General features: G+C 49.7%; 15 protein-coding genes. 7 read left to right on the top strand and 8 right to left on the bottom strand.

Annotated elements, in window-relative coordinates:
- Positions 1–27: 27 nt before the first annotated feature.
- The 3 genes from CLV60_RS00365 to CLV60_RS00355 all read right to left on the bottom strand — a co-directional run bounded on the left by CLV60_RS00365 (position 28) and on the right by CLV60_RS00355 (position 4,131).
- On the bottom strand, positions 28–426 hold the full coding sequence (locus tag CLV60_RS00365) for a MauE/DoxX family redox-associated membrane protein (protein WP_211302165.1): 399 nt from the start codon (positions 424–426) through the stop codon (positions 28–30).
- A 131-nt stretch (positions 427–557) separates the two neighbouring features.
- On the bottom strand, positions 558–1,637 hold the full coding sequence (locus CLV60_RS00360) for a calcium:cation antiporter (RefSeq protein WP_106593409.1): 1,080 nt from the start codon (positions 1,635–1,637) through the stop codon (positions 558–560).
- Between the two features lie 175 nt (positions 1,638–1,812).
- On the bottom strand, positions 1,813–4,131 hold the full coding sequence (locus CLV60_RS00355) for a hypothetical protein (protein ID WP_229210754.1): 2,319 nt from the start codon (positions 4,129–4,131) through the stop codon (positions 1,813–1,815).
- 248 nt (positions 4,132–4,379) lie between these two features.
- On the opposite strand from CLV60_RS00355, the gene CLV60_RS00350 reads away from it, so the two are divergent.
- The 5 genes from CLV60_RS00350 (at position 4,380) to CLV60_RS00330 (ending at position 10,213) form a co-directional block, all read left to right on the top strand.
- A complete protein-coding gene (locus tag CLV60_RS00350; protein ID WP_106593408.1) occupies positions 4,380–6,761 on the top strand; it encodes an ABC transporter permease in 2,382 nt (793 codons plus the stop codon).
- Positions 6,762–7,504: 743 nt separating this feature from the next.
- The gene (locus CLV60_RS00345; RefSeq protein WP_146151495.1) at positions 7,505–8,134 is read left to right on the top strand and encodes a hypothetical protein; all 630 of its coding nucleotides are present in this window, start codon (positions 7,505–7,507) and stop codon (positions 8,132–8,134) included.
- 93 nt (positions 8,135–8,227) lie between these two features.
- A complete protein-coding gene (locus CLV60_RS34950) occupies positions 8,228–8,368 on the top strand; it encodes an exo-beta-N-acetylmuramidase NamZ domain-containing protein (protein WP_106593406.1) in 141 nt (46 codons plus the stop codon).
- Between the two features lie 145 nt (positions 8,369–8,513).
- On the top strand, positions 8,514–8,864 hold the full coding sequence (locus CLV60_RS00335; protein ID WP_106593405.1) for a hypothetical protein: 351 nt from the start codon (positions 8,514–8,516) through the stop codon (positions 8,862–8,864).
- Positions 8,865–8,983: 119 nt separating this feature from the next.
- Entirely contained in the window at positions 8,984–10,213 is a 1,230-nt protein-coding gene (locus CLV60_RS00330; protein ID WP_106593404.1) for an exo-beta-N-acetylmuramidase NamZ family protein, read from the top strand.
- A 22-nt stretch (positions 10,214–10,235) separates the two neighbouring features.
- On the opposite strand, the gene CLV60_RS00325 is transcribed toward CLV60_RS00330, so the two are convergent.
- Complete coding sequence (locus CLV60_RS00325; protein WP_106593403.1) at positions 10,236–10,829, bottom strand: hypothetical protein; 594 nt, start codon at positions 10,827–10,829, stop codon at positions 10,236–10,238.
- 238 nt (positions 10,830–11,067) lie between these two features.
- On the opposite strand from CLV60_RS00325, the gene CLV60_RS00320 reads away from it, so the two are divergent.
- Together CLV60_RS00320 and CLV60_RS00315 are read left to right on the top strand one after the other, a co-directional pair.
- Entirely contained in the window at positions 11,068–13,335 is a 2,268-nt protein-coding gene (locus CLV60_RS00320) for a T9SS type A sorting domain-containing protein (protein WP_106593402.1), read from the top strand.
- 88 nt (positions 13,336–13,423) lie between these two features.
- Positions 13,424–14,308, top strand: a complete 885-nt coding sequence (locus tag CLV60_RS00315) for a DUF808 domain-containing protein (protein WP_106593401.1) — start codon at positions 13,424–13,426, stop codon at positions 14,306–14,308.
- A 145-nt stretch (positions 14,309–14,453) separates the two neighbouring features.
- On the opposite strand, the gene CLV60_RS00310 is transcribed toward CLV60_RS00315, so the two are convergent.
- Genes CLV60_RS00310 through CLV60_RS00295 form a run of 4 tightly spaced genes read right to left on the bottom strand, consistent with a single transcriptional unit; the run spans position 14,454 to position 21,117 of the window.
- Complete coding sequence (locus CLV60_RS00310) at positions 14,454–14,984, bottom strand: discoidin domain-containing protein (protein WP_170118668.1); 531 nt, start codon at positions 14,982–14,984, stop codon at positions 14,454–14,456.
- 13 nt (positions 14,985–14,997) lie between these two features.
- Positions 14,998–16,293 carry a DUF3472 domain-containing protein gene (locus CLV60_RS00305; protein WP_170118667.1) on the bottom strand — a complete coding sequence of 432 codons (1,296 nt, stop codon included), beginning with the start codon at positions 16,291–16,293 and terminating at the stop codon, positions 14,998–15,000.
- A 42-nt stretch (positions 16,294–16,335) separates the two neighbouring features.
- Positions 16,336–17,838, bottom strand: a complete 1,503-nt coding sequence (locus CLV60_RS00300; RefSeq protein ID WP_106593399.1) for a RagB/SusD family nutrient uptake outer membrane protein — start codon at positions 17,836–17,838, stop codon at positions 16,336–16,338.
- Positions 17,839–17,850: 12 nt separating this feature from the next.
- Positions 17,851–21,117, bottom strand: a complete 3,267-nt coding sequence (locus CLV60_RS00295; protein ID WP_170118666.1) for a SusC/RagA family TonB-linked outer membrane protein — start codon at positions 21,115–21,117, stop codon at positions 17,851–17,853.
- Positions 21,118–21,310: the final 193 nt, after the last annotated feature.

The raw sequence follows: 21,310 nt of genomic DNA, 5'->3' as shown, positions 1-21,310 counted from the left end.
GTGACTACGCCAAATTCTCAGATAAAACTAGCTTTTGCTTTGACTCGCGACTAAAAAAGCGGCGGCGCTTCCAACCCAGACCGAATAGTCTAACGGTGCCTTGATCCCCAAAGAAACGCTCATAGCCAATGCAAAAATGAGCAGTAAACAACCCGTGGCTATCGATGTCAGTTTCGTTTTGAAACCCAAAACCAGCATCAATGAAAGCACTATTTCCAGAAAGGTAGCAGCATATGCTGAAATTTTACTTAGTATTTCGGGAAGGAAAAACGTCAGCTGGCGCGTGTACCGCTCGAAATTCTGCCAGTTTCCCCAGGCAGCGTTGTCACCCCAGAAGCCGAATCTATCTGCCACGGCGGATAGCATTGTTACAGCCAGCGCCATCCTCACGAAGATCCGGGCGTAGCGTTCATTGTTATTGACCATTGTTCCATTTGCTTTTTACGGCACAAAATTGCGGGAACTATGCCATCAAAAACTTAAACCAGTTTAAGAAACACACAACGAGGTGCCCGCTCTGAGGGACTTGATAAGTTTCCGCCCGATGGCCCTTTTGGTCAAGGAACGATTGTCGTGAACAGGTAAACCGCAAACAATACCAGCAACACAACTCCCTGCATAATCGTCGTTCGACCCGTTGTAAATGCCAGAGCAACAGTAAACAGCGAAAGGACCAGCAAAACCGTCGATTTTGTATCAATACCCAATGAAATGGTCATATCGGTCATCAGTGAAACGATGGCGACAGCAGGAATCGTCAGCCCGATACTCGCCAGGGCCGAGCCCAGTGCCAGATTCAGGCTGATTTGCAGATGGTTCTTTTTGGCTGCCCGATAAGCGGCCAGGCCTTCCGGAAGCAGGATAACGAGTGCAACGATCACGCCCACTACGGACTCCGGCGCTCCCATTGCTACTACCTGCTCTTCTATAACCGGCGCCAGCTTTTTGGCAAGCAGTACCACCGCCAGCAGGCAAACCAGCAATAGCAAAAGGCTTATCAAAGTCGTTTGAACGGAGGGCTTTTCGCTCACCGGCTGATCTTCGTTTATCATGTCGTCAGGCAGGAAATAGGAACGGTGCCTGACGGTTTGCACCATGATAAACGTTCCGTAAAGCACCAGTGAGACCACCGCGACAAATATCAACTGGCTCAGATTATACACAGGGCCGGGAATACTTGTCGTATAATTGGGCAGGATCAATGTAAGAACCGAAATGGCGGTCAATGTCACCAGGGCGGCGCTCGTACCATGCCTGCCGAAATGCTGTTCCTTATACCTTACTCCACCGGCCAGCAGGCAAAGGCCGATGATACCCGTCAAAATAATCATGATTGCGGCAAATACCGTGTCGCGAGCTAGTGTGTGCGTATCGCTTCCGCCCGTAAGCATCAACGATACAATCAACGCCACTTCGATGACGGTAATGGCGATGGCAAGCACGAGGGTTCCTGCCGGCTCGCCCACGCGGTGCGCGATTACTTCCGCATGATGCACAGCTGCCAGCACAACGGCGATCAATGCTGCGGCCATCAACAAGTCGTAGCCACCAGCAAAACCAGCTGATTTTCCATAATAAACAATCCAGGCAAACGGGGGCAGCAGGATAGCCCAGTGTTTAGTGAACTTTGCTAACATATTATTTCAATTCAACAGCTGTTTAGCGTACGCAGTGCCTAATATTGGACAACTTCCTTACTTATCCAATAATTCTGAAACATGGAGTGAATTTTATGAGACGTAACATATCGCCAATAATGACAAATTAAGGCACGCTATATTTCCGGCCGATCAGCGGAAAACCCATCGCGCATTACCACATGCTTCGCAGCTCCGGAAGCCAGTGATCCAGCAGGTCGCGGCAGTTGATCACTTTCTCGGCCAGGTCGTTACACACGTAGAAATAATGGTTGGAAGCTTCAAATCCGAGCCGGCTATCACCGCCCTGCAATTGTGCCATTCGTTTGGCCAGGGTGATTTCGTTGCGAAGAACACCTTCGATTGCCGCGATAAGCTCCATCGCCTTTCTTTGATCTTTTTCAATTGCGAGCTTGTCCCGCGCCACCACAAACGAAGCCTGATTAGCGACACTGCCGTAATGTATCGCGATCGTTTCGGCCACGCCGCATTCGTCCGTCAATGCCTTCCGGAGTTCTGCCGGCAATTTCAAACCGGCCGTTTCGCGTCTTAGCTCCGCCTGCGCATGTTCGAAGCGGCGGGCCACCTTCTGCATTTGGGAAATGAAAATTTCAACGGGATAATTCGCACGCCAGCTATTCACGTCGTCATAAGGCAACCCCACCATACTCGCCTTATAACCCGTAGGCTTCGACCACAGCAAATTCGATGGGCCTGCCTGCAATGGCGCCGAGTAAACCACGCCGATATGGTACGGAAACTCGCTGAAACCCTCACTGTATTGCTGCCATGCTTTGGTTACCGCATCACCAGCCGCGCCATACCGGCGTCTGGCGACTTTCAGCATGGCTTCCTTGCCGGTGATGGTTTTACTGTTACCCATTTCGGCCACGACTTCCAGGTTGGGCGATGGATAACCGCCCAGCGTCCAGCCCAGCATCAGGCCATCTACACGGGCATTACGCAAGTTTTCGGCATGCTGTGCGACGTTCTCCAGCGCCGGAATATAGGGCACCGCCGCTATCTCCCAGGTGCAACCGGCCTGGATCTTCGCGATGGTTTTCAGGCCATTTTTCCGGGCGATATCCCAATGCTTCGTCGCCCGTGGCCCTGGCCCTACGGACGAGATCGAATATTCACCCACCTTGTTTTGTACCCCTCCCCTGGTGATTTCAAGGTCCCATTCACTGACGCTCATCAGCGCCGCACTTTTGGGTAATGCCGGAATGATCTCCTCTGCCCAGCCGTCCTGCCAGCCCCAGTCCCAGCAAATGAGTCCGGGGCCTCTTTCCACTTTGGCCACGACCAATCCCTGGCTGATACCTTTCAGATAGAGTTGGTTCAGCTCGGCGATCACTGCCGACGGCCCTCTTTTGGAGCAGCGCGGACATTCCGCGCCCTTTCCATGCGACCAGCAATGGGTATGGTTTTCCGAGGCGGTAATTGAAAAGAAGCCGGCCAGGCCGGGCACGCGTGATGTGATCATGGCCATCGAGTCGACCAGGTATTTCTGTACGTCGGGATGGCTGGTACACAATGCTGCCTGCTCGCCGATTTGTACCCCTTTCAGCTCCGGATGTTTCTCAAAGAATGCCAGCGGCATAAACCGTGGTTCATTGAGGTACAGATAGATCCCTATTCCGTGCTTTCCCGCCCTTTCGACCAATTTCCCAAGATTTTCCAGCCGCTGTTCCCAATGTTCACTAACAGACGGGTCCCAGGGGAACGGGGTGAGCTTGGAGAGGACAATATGCAGCCAGGTACCGTCCATCCCCGAGGCCGACATTTGAGCCAGGTACCCATCGGGATACGGATCAATGTCCTGCTGCAAGAGCGGGTCACCGAAAAGGGCAAAGTAGGCATAGCCGAACCTGGGGGAAAAACCGGACGAGCCTTGTCGCTCCGCTTTCTTTTCCTGCGCCCTGGACAATTCCTTCACAAACTGGAAAAGCGGTTCCTTGTGCTGCGGGAACCCCGTCGCGAACTCCTCCCGGACGACGCCGGAAAGCCATTTCTCCCGCTTGCGCACCTCCTCCGAAGATGCGCCGAACCTGACGGGCTCGCATTCGGGCTTCATACTCCCCAACTTGATGTAGAAAAAGTCGTCTTCCTGTAATGTAAAGGTCAGCTGCTCGTCGGTCCAGCCCAGCAATTCAAGCATTTGCTCTCTGGGAAGCAGGTGCCAGTTCCGCCTGATCACCGTCAGGTAGCTCCGTTGTTTCTGATCCGGCGAGACCTCTTTTACCGCGGGCAGCCCCATTACAGCCGCGAGTGTGTATATATCCGCAGGCTTGGCTCCGGTTACTGCCGCAAGTCGGTCGACAGTCACCAACCCCCAGTTTCGCCATAAAAACGCATGCATCCTGTCCGGGAAATGGGACAATGCAAGAGCCTGTTTTCCGATGGAACGAAATGCGAAAGACGAAGGTACGGCAAGCAAACCGGCCGTGGCCAGCGTGGCCGTTCTCAAAAATTCTTTTCGGGTGAAAGTCATTGATTTGATGAATTAACATTTCCGGGCTTGAACAAGATAAAACAGGAATACTGAATTGGAGTTTAAACGGGCTCACGCATTGTCCTGAAACGAACGCCAGATCGTTCAATTCCGAACAGCACCTTTCTCAAAACCGCCCTTTCCTGCATCGATTCCTCCTTTAACCAAATGGCAAAGTATTTGTCAGACAATTATGTAACTGATAGGAAAATATAAAGGGAAGTCACTATTCCCCCCGCTATACCTGTATGTTAAAAAACTACATCAAAATCACCTTCCGCAACCTGGCAAAAAACCGGACTTACTCGGCAATCAACCTATTTGGATTGTCCATTGGTATGACCACCGCCATTTTGATCGGCCTTTGGGTTTGGGACGAAGTTTCCTACAACAAGTCTCACAAGCACTACGGCCGCATCGCGCGCGTCATGCAGCATCAGACCTACAACGGTGTAACCAACACGACCGTTGCCAGTCCGTTACCCATGCGGGCGGCGTTGCAGAGCGAGCACGCCAGCGACTTCACCTATATCGCTTCCTCCTCATGGACAAGAGATTACGTGCTGTCATTCGGAGAAAAGAAGATTTCCAGAAAAGGGAATTGTGTCGAGCCGGATTTCCCTTTGATGCTTTCCCTCAAAATGCTCCGGGGCACTGCCAATAGTCTCGCAAGTCCCACATCGGCATTGCTCTCGGAGTCGGTCGCCAGGGCCTTGTTCGGTGATGACGATCCCATGGACAAAATCATCCGGGTCGATAACAAAAATCATTTCAAGGTTGCCGGTGTGTATGAGGATCTGCCACATTCCACCGAATTCCGCGATGTTTCGTTTCTGCTGCCATGGCGTTTTTTTCTGGAAGAAGAGCCCTGGGTAAAACGGTCCGAAACCAATTGGGGAAACAACTCTTTCTTATTGCTGGTACAAATTGCTCCAAACACCAGTTTTGAACAGGTAAGTGCCAAAATAGCGAATATCAAGGCCCGGCATGCCAAAGAAGAAGCGCGATTTAATCCAAAAGCTTTCCTTCATCCGATGAGCCGCTGGCATTTGTATTCGGAGTGGGAAAACGGCCTGCCTGTACGCGGGCGGATCCAGTATGTATGGCTGTTCGGCATTATCGGTGGCTTTGTTCTGGTATTGGCCTGCATCAATTTTATGAACCTGGCCACAGCCCGTTCTCAGAAGCGTGCCAAAGAGGTCGGTGTTCGCAAGGTCGTCGGATCGGTACGGAGCCAATTGATCACGCAATTTTTTTGCGAAACAATCTTAGTGGCCGCCATTGCATTTATTCTCGCAGTGAGCCTGGTGCAGGTGTCGTTACCCCTGTTTAACCAAATCGCCGACAAGCAAATCGTCTTCCCTTGGTACCATACCGAGAGCTGGCTACTGGGTGCCGGTTTTACGCTCCTCACCGGACTACTGGCAGGCAGCTACCCTGCATTGTATTTGTCGGGATTCCGGCCGATCAGTGTGCTGAGAGGCACTTTGCGCGCCGGCCGGTTTGCGGTTTTGCCGCGCCAGGCATTGGTCGTGTTCCAGTTCACGGTATCCGTTACCCTGGTCATCGGCACCCTCGTTGTGCTTCGCCAGATCCGGCACGCCAAGGACAGGCCGGTCGGCTTCGACCGGGCGGGGTTATTGTCCGTGGCGATCAACACGTCAGATCTTCAAAATCACGCTGACGCGCTATTCCAGGATTTACGGCAATCCGGTATGGTAATGCATGCGAGCAAATCGTCCAGCCCAACCGCTGAGGTTTGGAGCAGCGATGCCGGTTTCAGCTGGCCGGGAAAAGATCCCGATCAACTGGGCGATCTGGGAACGGTGGGCATAACGCATGGATATGGGAAAACGGTGGGCTGGCAGTTAAAGCAGGGCCGTGATTTTTCACGTGACTTCTCCACCGATAATCTTGGAATGGTGATTAACGAAAGCGCGGCCAAATTCATGGGCCTGAAAGAAGCCGTGGGAAAAAGGGTCGATTGGAACAACGAGCATTATACCATCATCGGGGTTATCAGCGATGTAATAACGGGCTCACCTTTCATGCCCATTCAACCGACCGTTTTCATGCTGAAAGAAGATTGGGCCTCTTTCATCCACATCAGGCTTAATCCAATGCTGAATTCCCAACAGGCAATCGGCAAGCTCGAAGGAATATTCAAAAAACATAACCCGGGCAGCCCATTTGAATACAAGTTTGCCAGCCTGGAATACGATTTGAAATTCAGTACGGAAGAACGGATAGGAACGCTTTCGACAATGTTTTCCTCCCTGGCTATTTTTATCAGCTGCCTTGGTCTTTTCGGGCTAACGTTATTTCTAGCCGAACAGCGGCAAAAGGAGATCGGTATACGCAAAGTATTAGGTGCTTCAATCGGAAGCATATGGGCAATACTTTCCCGGGACTTCGTGATACTCACCGCTATCGCCTGCGTTATTGCCATACCCGTCGCTTTCATAATCATGCGTGACTGGCTGGAACAATACACCTACCGGACTACGCTTTCATGGTCGATTTTCGCCGCCGCTATGATCGGCGCCCTGGTTCTCACGTTGGTTACCGTGAGCTTCCAGGCCATTAAAGCCTCGCTTCTAAATCCTGTAAAGTCTTTGCATGACAATTAGGATGTAGCAGCGCAGTCCGTTTAGAAAGAATGACAATGTTCTGTCAATGACTAAAATACAACCAAGTCCAAAGCACACCGCTCAGGAATGCCAGCCCTCCTGCAAGCAACCTGTTTTTAGCCGGTCGGGGAACATCCTTGATTGATCTATGCTCACTGTACGCAACCCATCTTTGGCTCAGAAAAGGCCATAGATGAGTCAGCAAAAGACAACAGTATACCAATACTATCAGGCCGTACATTGTTTTGTCACTTAACATAGGCGAAGGATTATGTTGTTGTTCAATATTCAAGTTACGAATTTTCCCGGAATTTTGACAGGGTCCTGCCGGGTATTCAGACGATTATAATCAGCGTTTTCTGCACGTATCTCAAATAGCCTCTTTTAGCTATTTGGGATACGTTACACCCTGATTACAAAGCACTTTAATATTTGAATTAACACAAAAAAACCGGGTTAAAATGATTAATTTATAATTACATTTAAAATAACTATTTATGGGTCAATTCGGGCAGCTATATTTGCGAAAACCAATATCACAAACTCGTTATATGAAACACTTTCCGAAGTTAGCTCTTCTCTTTTTTCTCTCCACTTTTCTATTTTCCTGCCAGGATCACTTGGGTGTTCCGACGGAAGGTGGCAAACGGGTTAGATTAAAACGTTTTTATGTGAGTACCGTCATGGTTCCCTCCCGTGCATACAATAGTTATTACGATTTTTTCTATGACGAATTGGGACGTATGAATTCCATTCCCCACTTCACGATCGACAAAAACGGAACGCCTGTAATGGACGAGCATACCATTCTCTATTACGATTCGAAAGGACGCGTCGAGCGCGAAAGAACCGACGGAATGGAATCACGCTCTACGCGCTACGGTTACGACTCCCTCAACAGGGTGGAGAATATCTGGATCAATATCGACGGATCGACCGGCGTCAGCGGCTTTCACTTCCTATATGACGGCCAGGGCCTGCCGTGGGAAAGACTTTTCTATGCTTTGAACGCCAATGGCGATTCCACCACAATTTCGAGGGAACGGTACAATTTTGATGTAAACGGGAACCTGGAAAGCCTTGTTCAGAAATATTCATCTAACGTTTCTCCGCCATTCACGAGAACTACTACGTATCAATATGACGATAAACCTAATCCGTGGCTACAAATTCCTGCCCATATTTTCAGGACTTCCGCCTTTTCGTACAGCCGCAACAACGCCATATCGTTCGCTACTCAAGAAGTCTATTCTCCGCCTACCGCGCCTTATTCATTCTCGCATCAATTCAATAATAAGTATAACAACGGATTGCTGGAAGAAACCGAATTTGATCAGCAATATGCATTGAAAATCTTGTACGAAACTTATTAAGAAATCAGAATAAATGGCTAATATTCGCCGCAATGCTCCCCGGGATAGGGATGCATTGCGGCTAGTTTTTTTTGAGCTGATGGCCGGTCGCGCATTCCAATACCAACGAAAGAACAATTGGCGGACATCGACCTTCTTGTTTTTGATATTCAGGACGTAGGCTGCCGCTATTACATCAATATTTTCCCTAATTCCGGTAATCTGTTCCAAGTTGATCCCGATAATCAGAGTTAGCATTCCCGCATTTTCTTCCAGGCAAGCTTGCTGTACATTTATTTTTGCATTTCAATTTCCAACGAATTTCCTTTCAAAAGTGCCTGTAAAATAACAGACTTGACGTTCTGTCTGTATTGATTACTTACCTTAAATACAAAAGGATATGATGCGTAATTTAATGTTTCTGGCGTTTGTGTTGGCTTTAACAAGCTGTAAGGAAGAGCAACTAAATCGTTCGGCATTCGAATGTTATTCTGAATTGAAAGGGTTAAGACGTTGGCATTATGTAGTCGATGCACCCGTCATGGTTCAAATGAGTGGCGGACTAATTATTGGCACGCAATTAAAACCACAAAATAGCGACGTGAAATGGGGAGCGTGCAATCTCCCGGGTCAGTTTATGCGAGACAGCCTGGCCATTTACGTAACCGGATATTTTCTGACGTCGGACGATCTGGCGGTAATGAACTTGACTCCCCTGCCATTTGAAGTAACGTCTGCGAAGCTAAGGTAGTTGAGGGCGACTGATTTATGTTCAGTTAAATAATGTCCTTCTCTTTACATACCCATTGTCGCTTCGTAACTTCCTGGCCGGTCACGCATGGCAATAACCCCGATTATAACCCTTAAAAAATGACGAAACTTATTTCTATCCTTTTCCTGACAATCCTGGCGGTCGGCACCATTGAATGTATCGCACAAAATGCGTTATCAAACCAGCAAATATCCGGCAAGCAGAAAATTATCACAGGCGCAGATCAGACCGAAAAATATTTGCCGCTTCTGAAAGGAAAACGAATAGGCCTGGTAGCAAATCAGAGTTCCATTATTGGCACAAAGAGCAGCGTCGATAGCTTGTTAAGCCTTGGTATTAAGGTTGTTAAAGTATTCGGACCTGAACATGGTTTCCGTGGTAACGCCAGTAATGGCGCCGCCGTAAATAATGAGACAGACGCCAAAACCGGGCTTCCGATCATCTCTTTATATGGCAAAAACCAGAAGCCAACGAAAGAACAACTGGCGGACATCGACCTTCTTGTTTTTGATATTCAGGACGTAGGCTGCCGCTATTACACCAATATCAATACCCTTGAATATGTAATGGAAGCCTGCGGGGAAAACGATAAAGAACTGCTCATTTTGGACAGGCCGAATCCAAACGGATATGTAGTCGACGGGCCGGTGATGACGGATGATCGATTTAAATCTGCCATAGGAATCCATTATACACCCATGACACACGGTATGACGATCGGCGAATTTGCCCAATACCTTAATGGGGAAGGCTATTTACCAAAACAATGCAAAATAAAGATCATCAAAGTAGCCAATTATGATCACGATATGGAGTACGTATTGCCGATCAATCCCTCGCCTAATTTGAATACCCAGCAAGCCGTCGTGCTTTTTCCCAGCTTATGTATGTTTGAAGGAACCGCTATCAACGAAGGGCGCGGAACCTATATGCCATTTACTATTCTGGGGGCGCCTGCATTGAAAGGCAAGTATTCATTTTCCTACAAACCGGTCGGCATTCCCGGCATGAGCGAGCGGCCCAATCACAAAGATTCCGTTTGTTACGGGCTCGACCTCCGGGAATACGATATTGCCGGTCTTCGCAAGAGCCGCCAGATCAATTTAGCCTGGCTCATCGAGTTGTACAATGCATATCCGGACAAAGCCCATTTCTTTACACCTGGAAGGGCCAACCAGCACATTTCCGCCTTTGACCTGCGAATTGGAACTGATCAATTGAGGCAACAGATCATAGCGGGCGTATCGGAAGCGGACATCCGAAAAAGCTGGGAGCCCGGATTGCAGCAATTTAAGGCAATCAGAAAGAAGTATCTCCTATATCCCTGAGCCAGGAGAATGTTCGCTGTCTTTATTCTTCGTCAGCGCTCGCTGCAATAGATTTGAGGCATTTATAAACCGCCTGCCGAAGTGTGTACCGGTAGATCTTCTCCATTTTTTCCTGGTCCGCGTCCATGGATTCCACACCGAAATCAGCCAGGGATTCGCAGGAAACGAGCTGTTTTTGAGTCGCCAGATCATACAAAACCACCTCCATCCTGACGTGCCCCCTTTCTCTTTCAGACATTGCCGTGGCGGAAAACTCCTTGTAAGCATCAACCAAAATAACGATCGCCTGTACGGACGGACCGGCGCCTTTGATGTTATACTTGAAAAAAGCCTCTATCTCGTGCCGGTGTTCGGGTGTGATGGCAGGCGAATGTTTAGTGTAGCTTTTCGGAGTCGAAATTGTCGGGATTTTCATTTCACCTCCTGAAACATTTTTCCTGTTGTCGACGATCTCGATATGCTGAACCTCGTAGGCCAGGTTTACATTCGGGACATCCTCGTCCAGTATTTTCGGTGTTTGTTTGATTGGAACACAACTGATAATCAGAGAGCAGACTGTTGCAATAGAGAGGAAGGAAATGAAACGTTCAATTACGCCATTAAAAGGAATACACATTTTGTTGGTAATTACACCTTATCGAAAGACTGTCAATGAATCCCCACCAGGGCTTTTTAGATTTTATCTGAGACAGCAACCCTTCGGATAATGCTATTGATTAATTTAGGTTAGATAAACTTTTTGCAGCGCAAATGTAGCCAGGAAACGTTTAGGATGGCATTTCTTTTTAGCAGTTATATTTTTATGCCTTTAAATGAGGTAAATAGCATTTTAATTAACACCTCCCGCTTCAACGATGACTAAAACCAATACACAATTGTTTATTGTCAGGCTGGTATTACCCATGATTCTGACCATTTTGTTTACTTCAGTTAAATCAAAAGCTTTTGCCAAAAATTCAGATATCACGGCTGTAACCCGGTTGTATGTCGCCGAAGGTGCGACAGGCGATGGATCGTCCTGGACCAATGCAATGGGGGATCTCAGCACGGCGCTCAACACAGCCCTGCTTGACAAAGCAATCACCGAAATTTGGGTTAAAGCAGGAACGTATAAACCCAGTGGGCAGCCTTACAACCTCAACCTGGGCGATGCACGGCATAATGCATTTTATCTGATTGATGGTGTTGCATTGCTGGGCGGTTTTGCCGGAAATGAAACGAATGCTTTCGATCGGAATCTGGGTATGAACCCGACGATTCTTTCGGGTGAAATCGGCGCGCCGGGCGACGCGGATAATTGTTATCATACAGTTGTTTACGTAAACAATGCGGCAACGGCATCGATGGGGAGTTTTATTATCCGGGACGGCAACGCCAACGGAACGGGCATTAACACGACTATCTCCGGAGTAGCTGTCGATGCCTCATCGGGTGGAGGCATTGTTCAGTATTCCTCCTCGGCGGGGATACACACTTGTACTTTTACCGCCAACAAAGCGCTGCTCGGAGGTGCCATTTTTCTTTCCGGCGCTAACACAACACCCAGAATCACCCAATGTGTGATCGCAGGCAACACGGGTGTTAATGGGGCTGGCGGCATTTATAACGGGATTAACTCCACCGCGTACATCCGGATAAGCACAATCGCAGGCAACAGTTCGACCGGCCAGGGCGCTGGGATACTCAATGTACAGTCTGCCCCGAGCATGGAAGATATTATTGTCTGGGGGAACAACGGACCGGGCCTCGCTGGCATTGCGGATGTAAATGCTAATCCCTATCTAAATGCGTCGGTAGTTCAGGGCGGACATGCGGGAACGAATGTGTTAACTGTTGATCCATTATTGGCTAACCTACCAGATCCCGATGGCCCCGATGATCAGTGGATGACAGCCGACGACGGGCTTCGGCCATTGCCTTGCAGTCCGGTGATCAACAAGGCCTATGATATTGATTTCAAGCCGGCGACGGATGTTACCAACGGAATCAGGGTGTTCGACACGGCGATGGATATGGGTGCATATGAACTGCAATCGTGGCGTGATGGCACGAGCCTTGGACAAAATGGAGATGAGAGCTTCATGTCTGTTCCGGGCGGACGCGGTGCCGTATCCAGGGGTATTGGTTTTGTAGTCGAAGATTGTCGGGTTATCGCAAAATTAGAGCCAGTGACGATTCCGGGAACGACTGACAACGTGCGGGCGAAGGTTATGGTGGCAGAAAACGTCATTGCTACAAGCGGGTTCCATTTTGTCCCGCGGTATTATGACATCAAATCCACCCTACTTCAAGTCTACGACGTGACGACTACCCTGTTTTACACCCAAACGGAATTCGATGCCTTTAACGCTGTGGCTGGGGATACGAAGCTACCCACATCGCCAACCGATGCCATCGGCAAGGCCAACCTGCTTTTATTCGAATACCCCAGCAACAGCACGGATCTCCCGATCATGCCCGAGGATGGCACCCAACCCAAAATGATCGACCCGGACGATAGCAAAATCATATGGAATGCGAAGCTTAGCCGCTGGGAAGTTTCCTTCGTATCCAGCTTGTACAGCAGGTTTTTTGTCACGAATGGCCAAAAGTTCCCGTTGAAGTTGGTCGACTTTACCGCCAAAGTAGAGGAACATACTACAAAACTCGAATGGCTAACGGCCGAAGAAGTCAATACAAGCTATTTCGAAATTCATCGGAGCATGGATGCACATAGCTGGGAGGTGTTGTCGGTGCGGCCGCCCGCAACCGGCAGCGGAGGGCATCGTTACAGCGCGACCGACGATGAGCCGCTTGCTGGTTTGACCTATTACCGGCTCAAAATGATTGATCTCGACGGCTCGTTTGCATTCAGCCGGATCATCACAGCCGACTACCGTTTTGGATTTCAGGCGCGGGTATTCCCGAACCCGGCCAGCACGCGTGTGGAAATTGAATTCGCCAACCAACCCGGAACCGGCAGCAAAGCCGAACTCGTGAACCTTGCAGGAACAGTAGTTTGGAAAGGCTGGGTCACCGGCGGCAAAACGAGTATTGAAGTTGGTCGGCTTTCCAAAGGCATTTACCTGCTACGCCTGCAAGACGCTGCAGGTACGAAAACACGTAGAGTAGTGATTGAATAGCGTAAATATCGAAATCAATTTCAACTTCTTTTATTTACTTTGGGTTTCCTGCGCTTGCAGGCTTTAAATTGGTAATAAATTATATTGAATGGCATCAGGATTTTTCGCAATACTCGACGATATAGCTGCATTAATGGACGATGTTGCGTTGGCTACCAAAATGGCGACACGCAAAACAGCAGGAATTTTAGGTGACGACCTGGCGGTCAACGCAGAAAAAGCAACCGGATTTCTGGCAGAAAGAGAGCTACCCATCCTCTGGGCAATTACCAAAGGGTCATTGATAAACAAACTGATTATCGTCCCGATCGCGCTGTTGCTCAACGCGTTCGTCCCGGTAGCAATTACTTACATACTCATTTTCGGAGGGTGTTATCTGGCTTACGAAGGGGCAGAAAAAATCATAGAATTTTTCACTAAATCCAAACATGAGCCGTCCGGAGCGGCAACGCAGGAGGAACAGCCGGTGCCTGTTACGATACAGGAGGAATCGAAAATTAAATCAGCGATAACAACGGACTTTATCCTCTCGGTCGAAATCGTCATCATCGCACTTGGGGCCGTTTCAACCCAACAGTCGATGATACAAATCATCACCGTGTCCGCGGTTGCATTGATCGCCACAGTCGGAGTTTACGGCATTGTAGCACTCATTGTCAGGATGGATGACCTCGGATATGGCCTGATTCGCCGGACGAAAAACGCAGGTCCGCTTGCAAAGGTTGGGAATTTGCTCGTTGCTGCGTTACCGGTTGTTATCCGTCTCCTGGGGATTGTGGGTACTTTCGCGCTGCTACTTGTTGCAGGCGGAATATTTACGCATAACATCCATTTCTTGCACGACTTATACCCCGGTCTGCCGGGCATCATCAAGGAGTTTGTACTTGGATTGGTCGCCGGCTTACTCGTTGCCGCGGTTGTAACGCTGGCCAAACGAATAGTGGGACTCTTTAACAAACCGCAAACAACCTAGCAGGTATCATCCGGGCGCGGGTTCCGATCTATTCGCGAGCCTGGGTAGATCTTGTGTCAAAAAAAGAGGGTAACAAGCAGCCAAATATGCTGTTTGTTACCCTCTTTTTAATTTTTACGTTTGAATTCCGGGTTATAACCGTGGTTTACTCATTCACAAATACCTCCATTTCGGCCAGGAACGTATGTATGGCGAGCCCTTCCAATGCCGTAAATTTAAGATACTGGTATCCGACCGCCGAGGAAACCGGAAAACTCTGCGGCGTGATGGTTGCCGGGACGAATTTGAATTCTCCGAGATTTGTCCATGATTCGCCATTGGCGCTTCCTTCCAATTTGAACCTGGTGAAACCATTCTTGTTGTTTTGGCGCGCCGTCAGATCTACTGAAATCATCTTGTTGGCCTTCTTCATATCCACGACAAACCAATGCGGATACGCCGGGTGTTCGGGATCATATTGGGTGTGCCAGATGGTGTTCACATCCCCGTCCAGCACGGCCGAAGCCAAGCCTGTATTCTCGGAGCCGTCTCCCTGCTCGCTGGACACCGCACTAATGGCCCAGTTCGAACGATCAGCTTTGGCAGCCAGGGGATAGTCTATCCGATCATCAGAGCAACCTAAAAATGAAGTGGTTACTACCAATGCCATCATGAGTTGAAATATATTCTTTTTCATTTTTTCTCCATTTTTAAGGTAAACTTTCGATATCAACTTGTGGCTGCTGCCCTCCTGCGGGACGTGTGAAGGGCGTTCCCGCCTCCACATAGGTATTAAAGAAACCACCGTTCCTGAGGAAAAACCGGCCGTTTTCCACACCTCCCCCGAAATCCATCCTCTGTTTGTTTTTGCCAGTGGCATCCACACCCATCTTGAATGCAGTTACCTCGGTCCATTTGCCATTCACGTCCCTCACCCACTGGTTGCCCCAGGTGCCCTTGCGTTCCAGATAGCCTTGTTCGGGAATGAAGTTTTCCAGGAATGAATGTATTCTGGCCAGATAGGTGGTCGTCAGTGGGCGCTTCCAGGTGGCCATAAATTGCCATTGATTGTGCTCCGGGCCTCGGAACCACGCCGAATAGAGCGTGTTTCCGGCACCATCCGGTTTGCCCTTTGTCAGGAATTTATACGTACTACCGGCTTTCCAGTTATAAACAAAATAGCTCTGCCCTCCTTCACCTTCGCCGCCGAAACGCTTGGTTACCACGCCCTCTCCCGATTTAACGGGTACGGTTGTCCCGCCGTCAGGGTCCCAGACCGAAAACAAAACCCAGCGCTCCGACTCCGATTTCACCTGTACACCGAAATACCCGTGAGCGAATCCGTTACACATGAAAAAGGAACCAATCTGATCCTCCTTTTCCGGTACGACCAGCTCATTGTAAAAGTATTCGATATCACCGGCCGGGATGGTATAATTGACGTGCGTCGACGGCCCGCGTCTTGACCAATAGAAGTTCTCGGGGTCGTTGGCGTAAATCGCGCCGTTGGCTGCGACCCCGCCGATCTGAACATCGGACACATCGGCAAACGAGGAGCCGGATTTGCTGACGCCTTCCAGATCCACTTTCACATAACCCGCTGCCGCGATATTCACTTTCCCGGCGTAGTAGGTCTTTGCTTCCGCTCCGGTCAACCCCACCTCAAAAGGAACTCCGTTCGCACTCACCTTCACTTTGCTTGTTCCACCGCCGGTAATACCGGCTTTTAGAAACACCGTGAGCTCTCCCGCCTGCGCCGCACGGAACCAGATGCTTGTCACAACGCCGGGTGTGGCCCAGTTGACCAGCCCCTCGCTGGTGATCTTTTCAGTTTGCCCGGCTACCCCTTTGGTGATATAGGCATTCCCGGCTAAGGGAATACTCACTTTGGGTGTCGGATCAGGTTGTACCTCTTCTTTTGGGTCAGTATCAGCACCATCGGTGCAACCATAACTGCACGTCAGCGTGGCTAAAAACAGGGCAGTAATCAACCAAAATTTATTCATAGTAACAGATATTGGCGTCCGTTTAAAATCATGCATGGCAGTTTACGGATTTTGGGTCAGTTTGCTGTTCTTATCTATTTCGGACTGCGGTATAAAAAATATCACGCGGGCATCGGTAGCCGGTACCGTCTGATTGACATTTGTCGTCGGGGTGTTGTTGAGCGAATGCGTTCCCGGATAATTCCGGGTCATCGGACGGTTGTTGCGGAAAAGATCGTAGGAACGGTGCCCTTCGAACGCCAATTCCATCCAACGCTCTTCCAATACGATATCCAGCGCCGTTTTACCGGTCGGCAGCGACGTGTAAAGCGCGTCACTCAGCCCCGCCCTTGTTCTGATGATGTTCACATCGGCAAGCGCGGCGGTGGTTTTACCCAGCTTGGCATTGGCCTCGGCACGGTTCAGATACATTTCTGCGAGGCGCAAATACACCGGCGAGCTGAGATTGATAATGCTCTCCTGAAGGTTGTATTTGTTGACATAATACATGGGCGTCTGCGGGGTCAGTTTCAGGTTCTTCTGCTGTACGCCATTTAACACATAAGGCGTAATGAAACTTTTCCGCAGGTCCTTCGGATGCAATGCATACTGGTTAACCAGCTTTTCGGAAGCATATATTTCGCCCCAACCGCTGACGCCCTGTCCGGCCGGGTTGCCGGCCACATCGCCGCTGAAATACATCGATCCAATCGCCGAGAAATCCTGGTTTTGAACTTTGGTATGGCGGATGCACATGATCGTTTCAGGATTTGTCTCAGGGTCCATTTTGAAATATCCCTGATAATTGGTGCCATCGACCAGCGAATACCGTCCGGACTCGATCACCAAATCGGCATATTTAACCGCATTCTCATTATCCTCCTTGTACAGATACACCCGCGACAGGAGCGCGTATGCCACCTCTTTGGAAGCGAAGGAGTTACCCTTCTCAACCGACATGAGGTCAGCCGCTTTCAAAAGGTCTGCGATCACGAAGTCGTATACTTCCTTCACAGAACTTCTGGAAAGGCCCGTTGTTTCTTCATCCGAAAGACCGTCCCGCAATATGGGCACGCCTGGCCCCGCGCCGCTGCCCTGCGGGTATGGCCGCCCGAAAACGCGCACCAGATTGTAATGCATCATCGCGCGCAGGTACAAATTCTCTCCTTTCAGCTGTTTCAAATCCGCCGATGCGTCGTCCGGCACATAGGCAATGATCTTGTTCGCTGCGGCAATTACCTTGTAGGCCTGCCCCCAGAAGTTGGTACAATGCGAGGAGGTGTTGATGTGGGTATACCGGTAAGCCCGCGTAAGGTCGTCGGAAGAGGACTGTCCCTGAGCCACCTCGTCGCTGGGGAACTCGGTCAGGAAGTGGACGCTTCGCACGTAGGACGGATTGCGTAGTACCGCATAGGTACCGATGGTGGCCGTTTCGACATCCCCCGCGTTGGTGAGCGCCGAGGTTTCTTCGATGGCCGTGGAAGGAGCAAAAGTTTCCTCACAGGCCGATGCTCCCAATATCAATACGCCTGACAGGATATATTTATAAAGATCGTTCGCTTTCATCGCGTATCTGATTTAGAATGAAATATTTACTCCGCACAGAAATTTCTTACTGATCGGATATTTGAAACTGGAAACCCCGGAGCTGAGATCGGTTTGGGTAAAAGATACTTCCGGATCCGGGCCTGAGAATTTGGTTGCGGTCCAGAGGTTATCCCCGCTCAGGAAGATATTCAGATTAGAGATCCCGCTTTTACCCAGCCAGGCTGCCGGCAAGGCATAACTCAGTTTGATATTTCTCAAACGGATATAGCTTCCATCTTCCAGGTATCTCGACGACGACTGGTTGGAGTCGTGATTTCCGCCGACGATCGGTTTCGGATGCGTGGCGATATCACCGGGTTTCTCCCATCTGCTCCATCCTTTGGCCAAAACCATCGCATTGTAGCTTTCGTACAAACCGTCGTTATCGAAATATGCCCGGCTGTTGTTATAAATCTCATTGCCGTATACGAAATTGAAAAACGTGCTCAGGGTTATGCCTTTGTAGGAAAAGGTGTTGCTCAACCCGCCCGTAAATTTCGGAGCTGCCGAGGTACCCGTAAACTGCCGCGATTGCGCTGTGGCTACCGAGCTGTAAGAGTTGGTCAACACTTTGTATTTCGCGCCGTCTGCGTCGGTCACGATTTTCTCCCACAACGGATCTCCGTTTTGGGGATCCACACCGGCCCAGATGGGCAGGTTCCATTCGTCCATATTGTGCCCGACAGCAATCGGCTGACGTGCACCGGAGTTAAACACCGTCGCTCCGTCGCTAAGCTCCAAAACCTTGTTGCGGTTAAACGACACATTCAGGTTCGTTTCCCAGTTAAAGGTACCTACGATATTCTTCGAAGTGGCGCTGAACTCCATACCACGGTTTCTGACGGCCCCTGCATTGACCCAGCGATAGCTGTATCCGGTGGTAGCCTGCAAAGGTTGTTTGTACAAAAGAGCGCTTGATTTTTTCTCGTAAGCGTCGACGGTCAGATCGAGCCGGTTGTTGAACAAGCCGATTTCGGCACCGATATTAGCCGTTTTCATTTTCTCCCACGACAAATCCGGGTTGCCCTTCTGTGAGGGGGCCGCTCCGGGGAGTCCGGCATAGCTGGCGTCCTGCGAGATACTGTATAGCCCTAATGCCGCGTAATTGGATATACCATCGGCATTCCCCACCGTTCCGTAGCTGGCGCGGAGTTTCAGGAAGCTGATGGTTTTCCACTGCTTCATGAAGTTTTCATTGCTGACGATCCACGAGCCGCCCAGCTGATAAAAGTTACCCGCCGGATTATTGCTTCCGAATTTGGAAGAATATTCATGCACAAAAGACGCGATCGCGAAATAACGGTTGTCGAAATTATAGTCGGCCTGCGCAAGGTATTTGCTGAAACTGTATTGGTCGTTGCCGCCCGTCGGGTTATTGATGATGTCCGTAGCCACCGACATCACATCCCTGCCCGGAGGAAGGCCTTTGCCCGAAATTGCGGCATCGTCGTAATAATTGCGCTCCGCTTCGCCTACTGCGAGAACAGCCAGGTTATGCAATCCGAAACTCTCCTCGTACCGCAACCGGTTCGACGTCAGTATGCGGCTGGTATAAGACCGGGAATTGTACAATTCGCCCCCGTTCGCACCGCCCTGCTTGGTTCTTTTATCGTAATAACTGGCGTCTTTATAGTCGAAAAAGCGAACGCGGTTGTAAGTCGAGAATGTCAGCTTGGGCGTGATGGCATAATCCAGGTTGACGTCCGTATTGACATTCAGACTTCTTGCTTTGGAATAATTGTATGGTAGGGAATGCAAAAAGTTTTCGCGGTCCCTCCCCTGCCAGTTTGCAGCAGTCCGGCCGTCGATGGGACTTCCGTCCGCACCATATGCTGCATCGAAAGGCATATTTACATAAGCATCATAAAGCGTGCCGCTGTTTTCGTAATTGTCCTGCGTGAAAATACCATTGAACAAAACGCTCAATTTCAATTTTTTGGTCAATTGAGAAGTGATATTGGACCGGAAGTTATACCCCGTTTTATCGTTTTCCAACACGGTTCCCTGCTCCTTGTAATAGTTACCGGAAACATAAAACTGGGTCTTGTCCGAACCTCCCGACGCCGACAAGGTGTAGCTATTCACGAAACCCTTTCTGAATGCGAGGTCCCACCAATTGGTATTCGTATTCACGATGGACGGATCGCGGTCGTAAAACGTCTTCTGATAATCGTACAACTGCTGGGAATTCATCAGCTTGAAATTTCCGGTTGTCGCCTCGGCAAAGCCCAAAGTGGTACTGAAATCGATTTTGGTCTTACCGGCTTTTCCCATCTTGGTCGTGATGATGATCACCCCATTTGCGGCGCGGGATCCATAGAGACCGGTAGCGGCAGCATCTTTCAAAACGGTAACCGACTCGATATCGGTAGGATTATAGGAACCGCCGATATTCCCATCCACAATGATCAGCGGGGCTGTGCTGGCCGAAATGGTACCTGCCCCACGGATCAGGATATTCGACCCGCTGGTTGGATCTCCCGAGCTGGTGGATACCACTACGCCAGGGGCCTTACCCTGCAAAAGGCTCGACAGCTCATTCGAAGTGACATCCCGTAATTTCTCGTTCGGTATCACCGCCACAGAACTGGAAAGGTACTTCGCCTTTTTCGACCCATAGCCCGTTACGACCACCTGCTCCAACAGGTTTACAGACGGCTGCAAGGTAATGTCAAAAGTCGTTTGCCCGCTGGCCGGAACTTCGGTGGACTGGTATCCCACGAAACTAAAAACCAGTACGGCGGTATTCACATCGGTATCCGACATATTGAGCGAGAAACTCCCTGCCGCATCCGTCACAGTGCCCTGGTTCGACCCTTTCACCATGATCGTAACGCCCGCCAACAGATCCCCTTTTTCGTCTTTCACGGTCCCTTTGATCTGCTTGTCCAGCAATGTGGAGTTGTTTGCTCCGTCCGTCGTCGGCCCCGGCTCACTTTCTTCCTTCTTCAAAATCACTTGCTGACCGTCCACCTGGTAGATGACTTCCAGAGGTGTAAGCAGCTCATCTAAAACCTCTCCCAGCGACTTGTTGCTTACCTGAACATTGACCCGATGCCGGGCCGGAAAGATCGACGGCGCATAGGTAAAATGTACGTCGCAAATCTTATCAAGTTCTTTCAGAACACTTTTAATCTCCTGATTTTTAACATGAATGGACACCTTTTGCTTCAAAAGCTCCTGCGCACCCGCGGTGTTCGCGAACGAAACCCCCGCGAACAGACCGGCCAGTAAAAGTTGGTAAAATGAAATTCTCATTGCTATCAGTAACAGCTGAGTTCTTTGTCGACGTTTTTTCATACTTTTGAATGATTTGTTCTTTTCAGAATCGGACAAATTGGTCCCGTGTCCTTTTTGCGAAGGACGCTTGCATAGCTCCGGGAAAAAATGGAAGTCAGTAGTGGGGCAAACACTGCTGGCTTTTTTTGTGAATAATACTAATTCATAGGCA

Origin of the sequence: Dyadobacter jiangsuensis (assembly GCF_003014695.1) — a bacterium.
GTDB classification, from domain to species: domain Bacteria; phylum Bacteroidota; class Bacteroidia; order Cytophagales; family Spirosomataceae; genus Dyadobacter; species Dyadobacter jiangsuensis.
This window is presented reverse-complemented; position numbering and strand designations above follow the sequence as displayed.

What these genes read in the sequence shown, in the direction of transcription:
- CLV60_RS00295 (WP_170118666.1), bottom strand. Translation starts at nt 21,117, where the DNA reads ATGAGAATTTCATTTTACCAACTTTTACTGGCCGGTCTGTTCGCGGGG.
- CLV60_RS00330 (WP_106593404.1), top strand. Translation starts at nt 8,984, where the DNA reads ATGACGAAACTTATTTCTATCCTTTTCCTGACAATCCTGGCGGTCGGC.
- CLV60_RS00365 (WP_211302165.1), bottom strand. Translation starts at nt 426, where the DNA reads ATGGTCAATAACAATGAACGCTACGCCCGGATCTTCGTGAGGATGGCG.
- CLV60_RS00300 (WP_106593399.1), bottom strand. Translation starts at nt 17,838, where the DNA reads ATGAAAGCGAACGATCTTTATAAATATATCCTGTCAGGCGTATTGATA.
- CLV60_RS00305 (WP_170118667.1), bottom strand. Translation starts at nt 16,293, where the DNA reads ATGAATAAATTTTGGTTGATTACTGCCCTGTTTTTAGCCACGCTGACG.
- CLV60_RS00315 (WP_106593401.1), top strand. Translation starts at nt 13,424, where the DNA reads ATGGCATCAGGATTTTTCGCAATACTCGACGATATAGCTGCATTAATG.
- CLV60_RS00350 (WP_106593408.1), top strand. Translation starts at nt 4,380, where the DNA reads ATGTTAAAAAACTACATCAAAATCACCTTCCGCAACCTGGCAAAAAAC.
- CLV60_RS00325 (WP_106593403.1), bottom strand. Translation starts at nt 10,829, where the DNA reads ATGTGTATTCCTTTTAATGGCGTAATTGAACGTTTCATTTCCTTCCTC.
- CLV60_RS00335 (WP_106593405.1), top strand. Translation starts at nt 8,514, where the DNA reads ATGATGCGTAATTTAATGTTTCTGGCGTTTGTGTTGGCTTTAACAAGC.
- CLV60_RS00360 (WP_106593409.1), bottom strand. Translation starts at nt 1,637, where the DNA reads ATGTTAGCAAAGTTCACTAAACACTGGGCTATCCTGCTGCCCCCGTTT.
- CLV60_RS00355 (WP_229210754.1), bottom strand. Translation starts at nt 4,131, where the DNA reads ATGACTTTCACCCGAAAAGAATTTTTGAGAACGGCCACGCTGGCCACG.
- CLV60_RS00345 (WP_146151495.1), top strand. Translation starts at nt 7,505, where the DNA reads ATGAATTCCATTCCCCACTTCACGATCGACAAAAACGGAACGCCTGTA.
- CLV60_RS00320 (WP_106593402.1), top strand. Translation starts at nt 11,068, where the DNA reads ATGACTAAAACCAATACACAATTGTTTATTGTCAGGCTGGTATTACCC.
- CLV60_RS00310 (WP_170118668.1), bottom strand. Translation starts at nt 14,984, where the DNA reads ATGAAAAAGAATATATTTCAACTCATGATGGCATTGGTAGTAACCACT.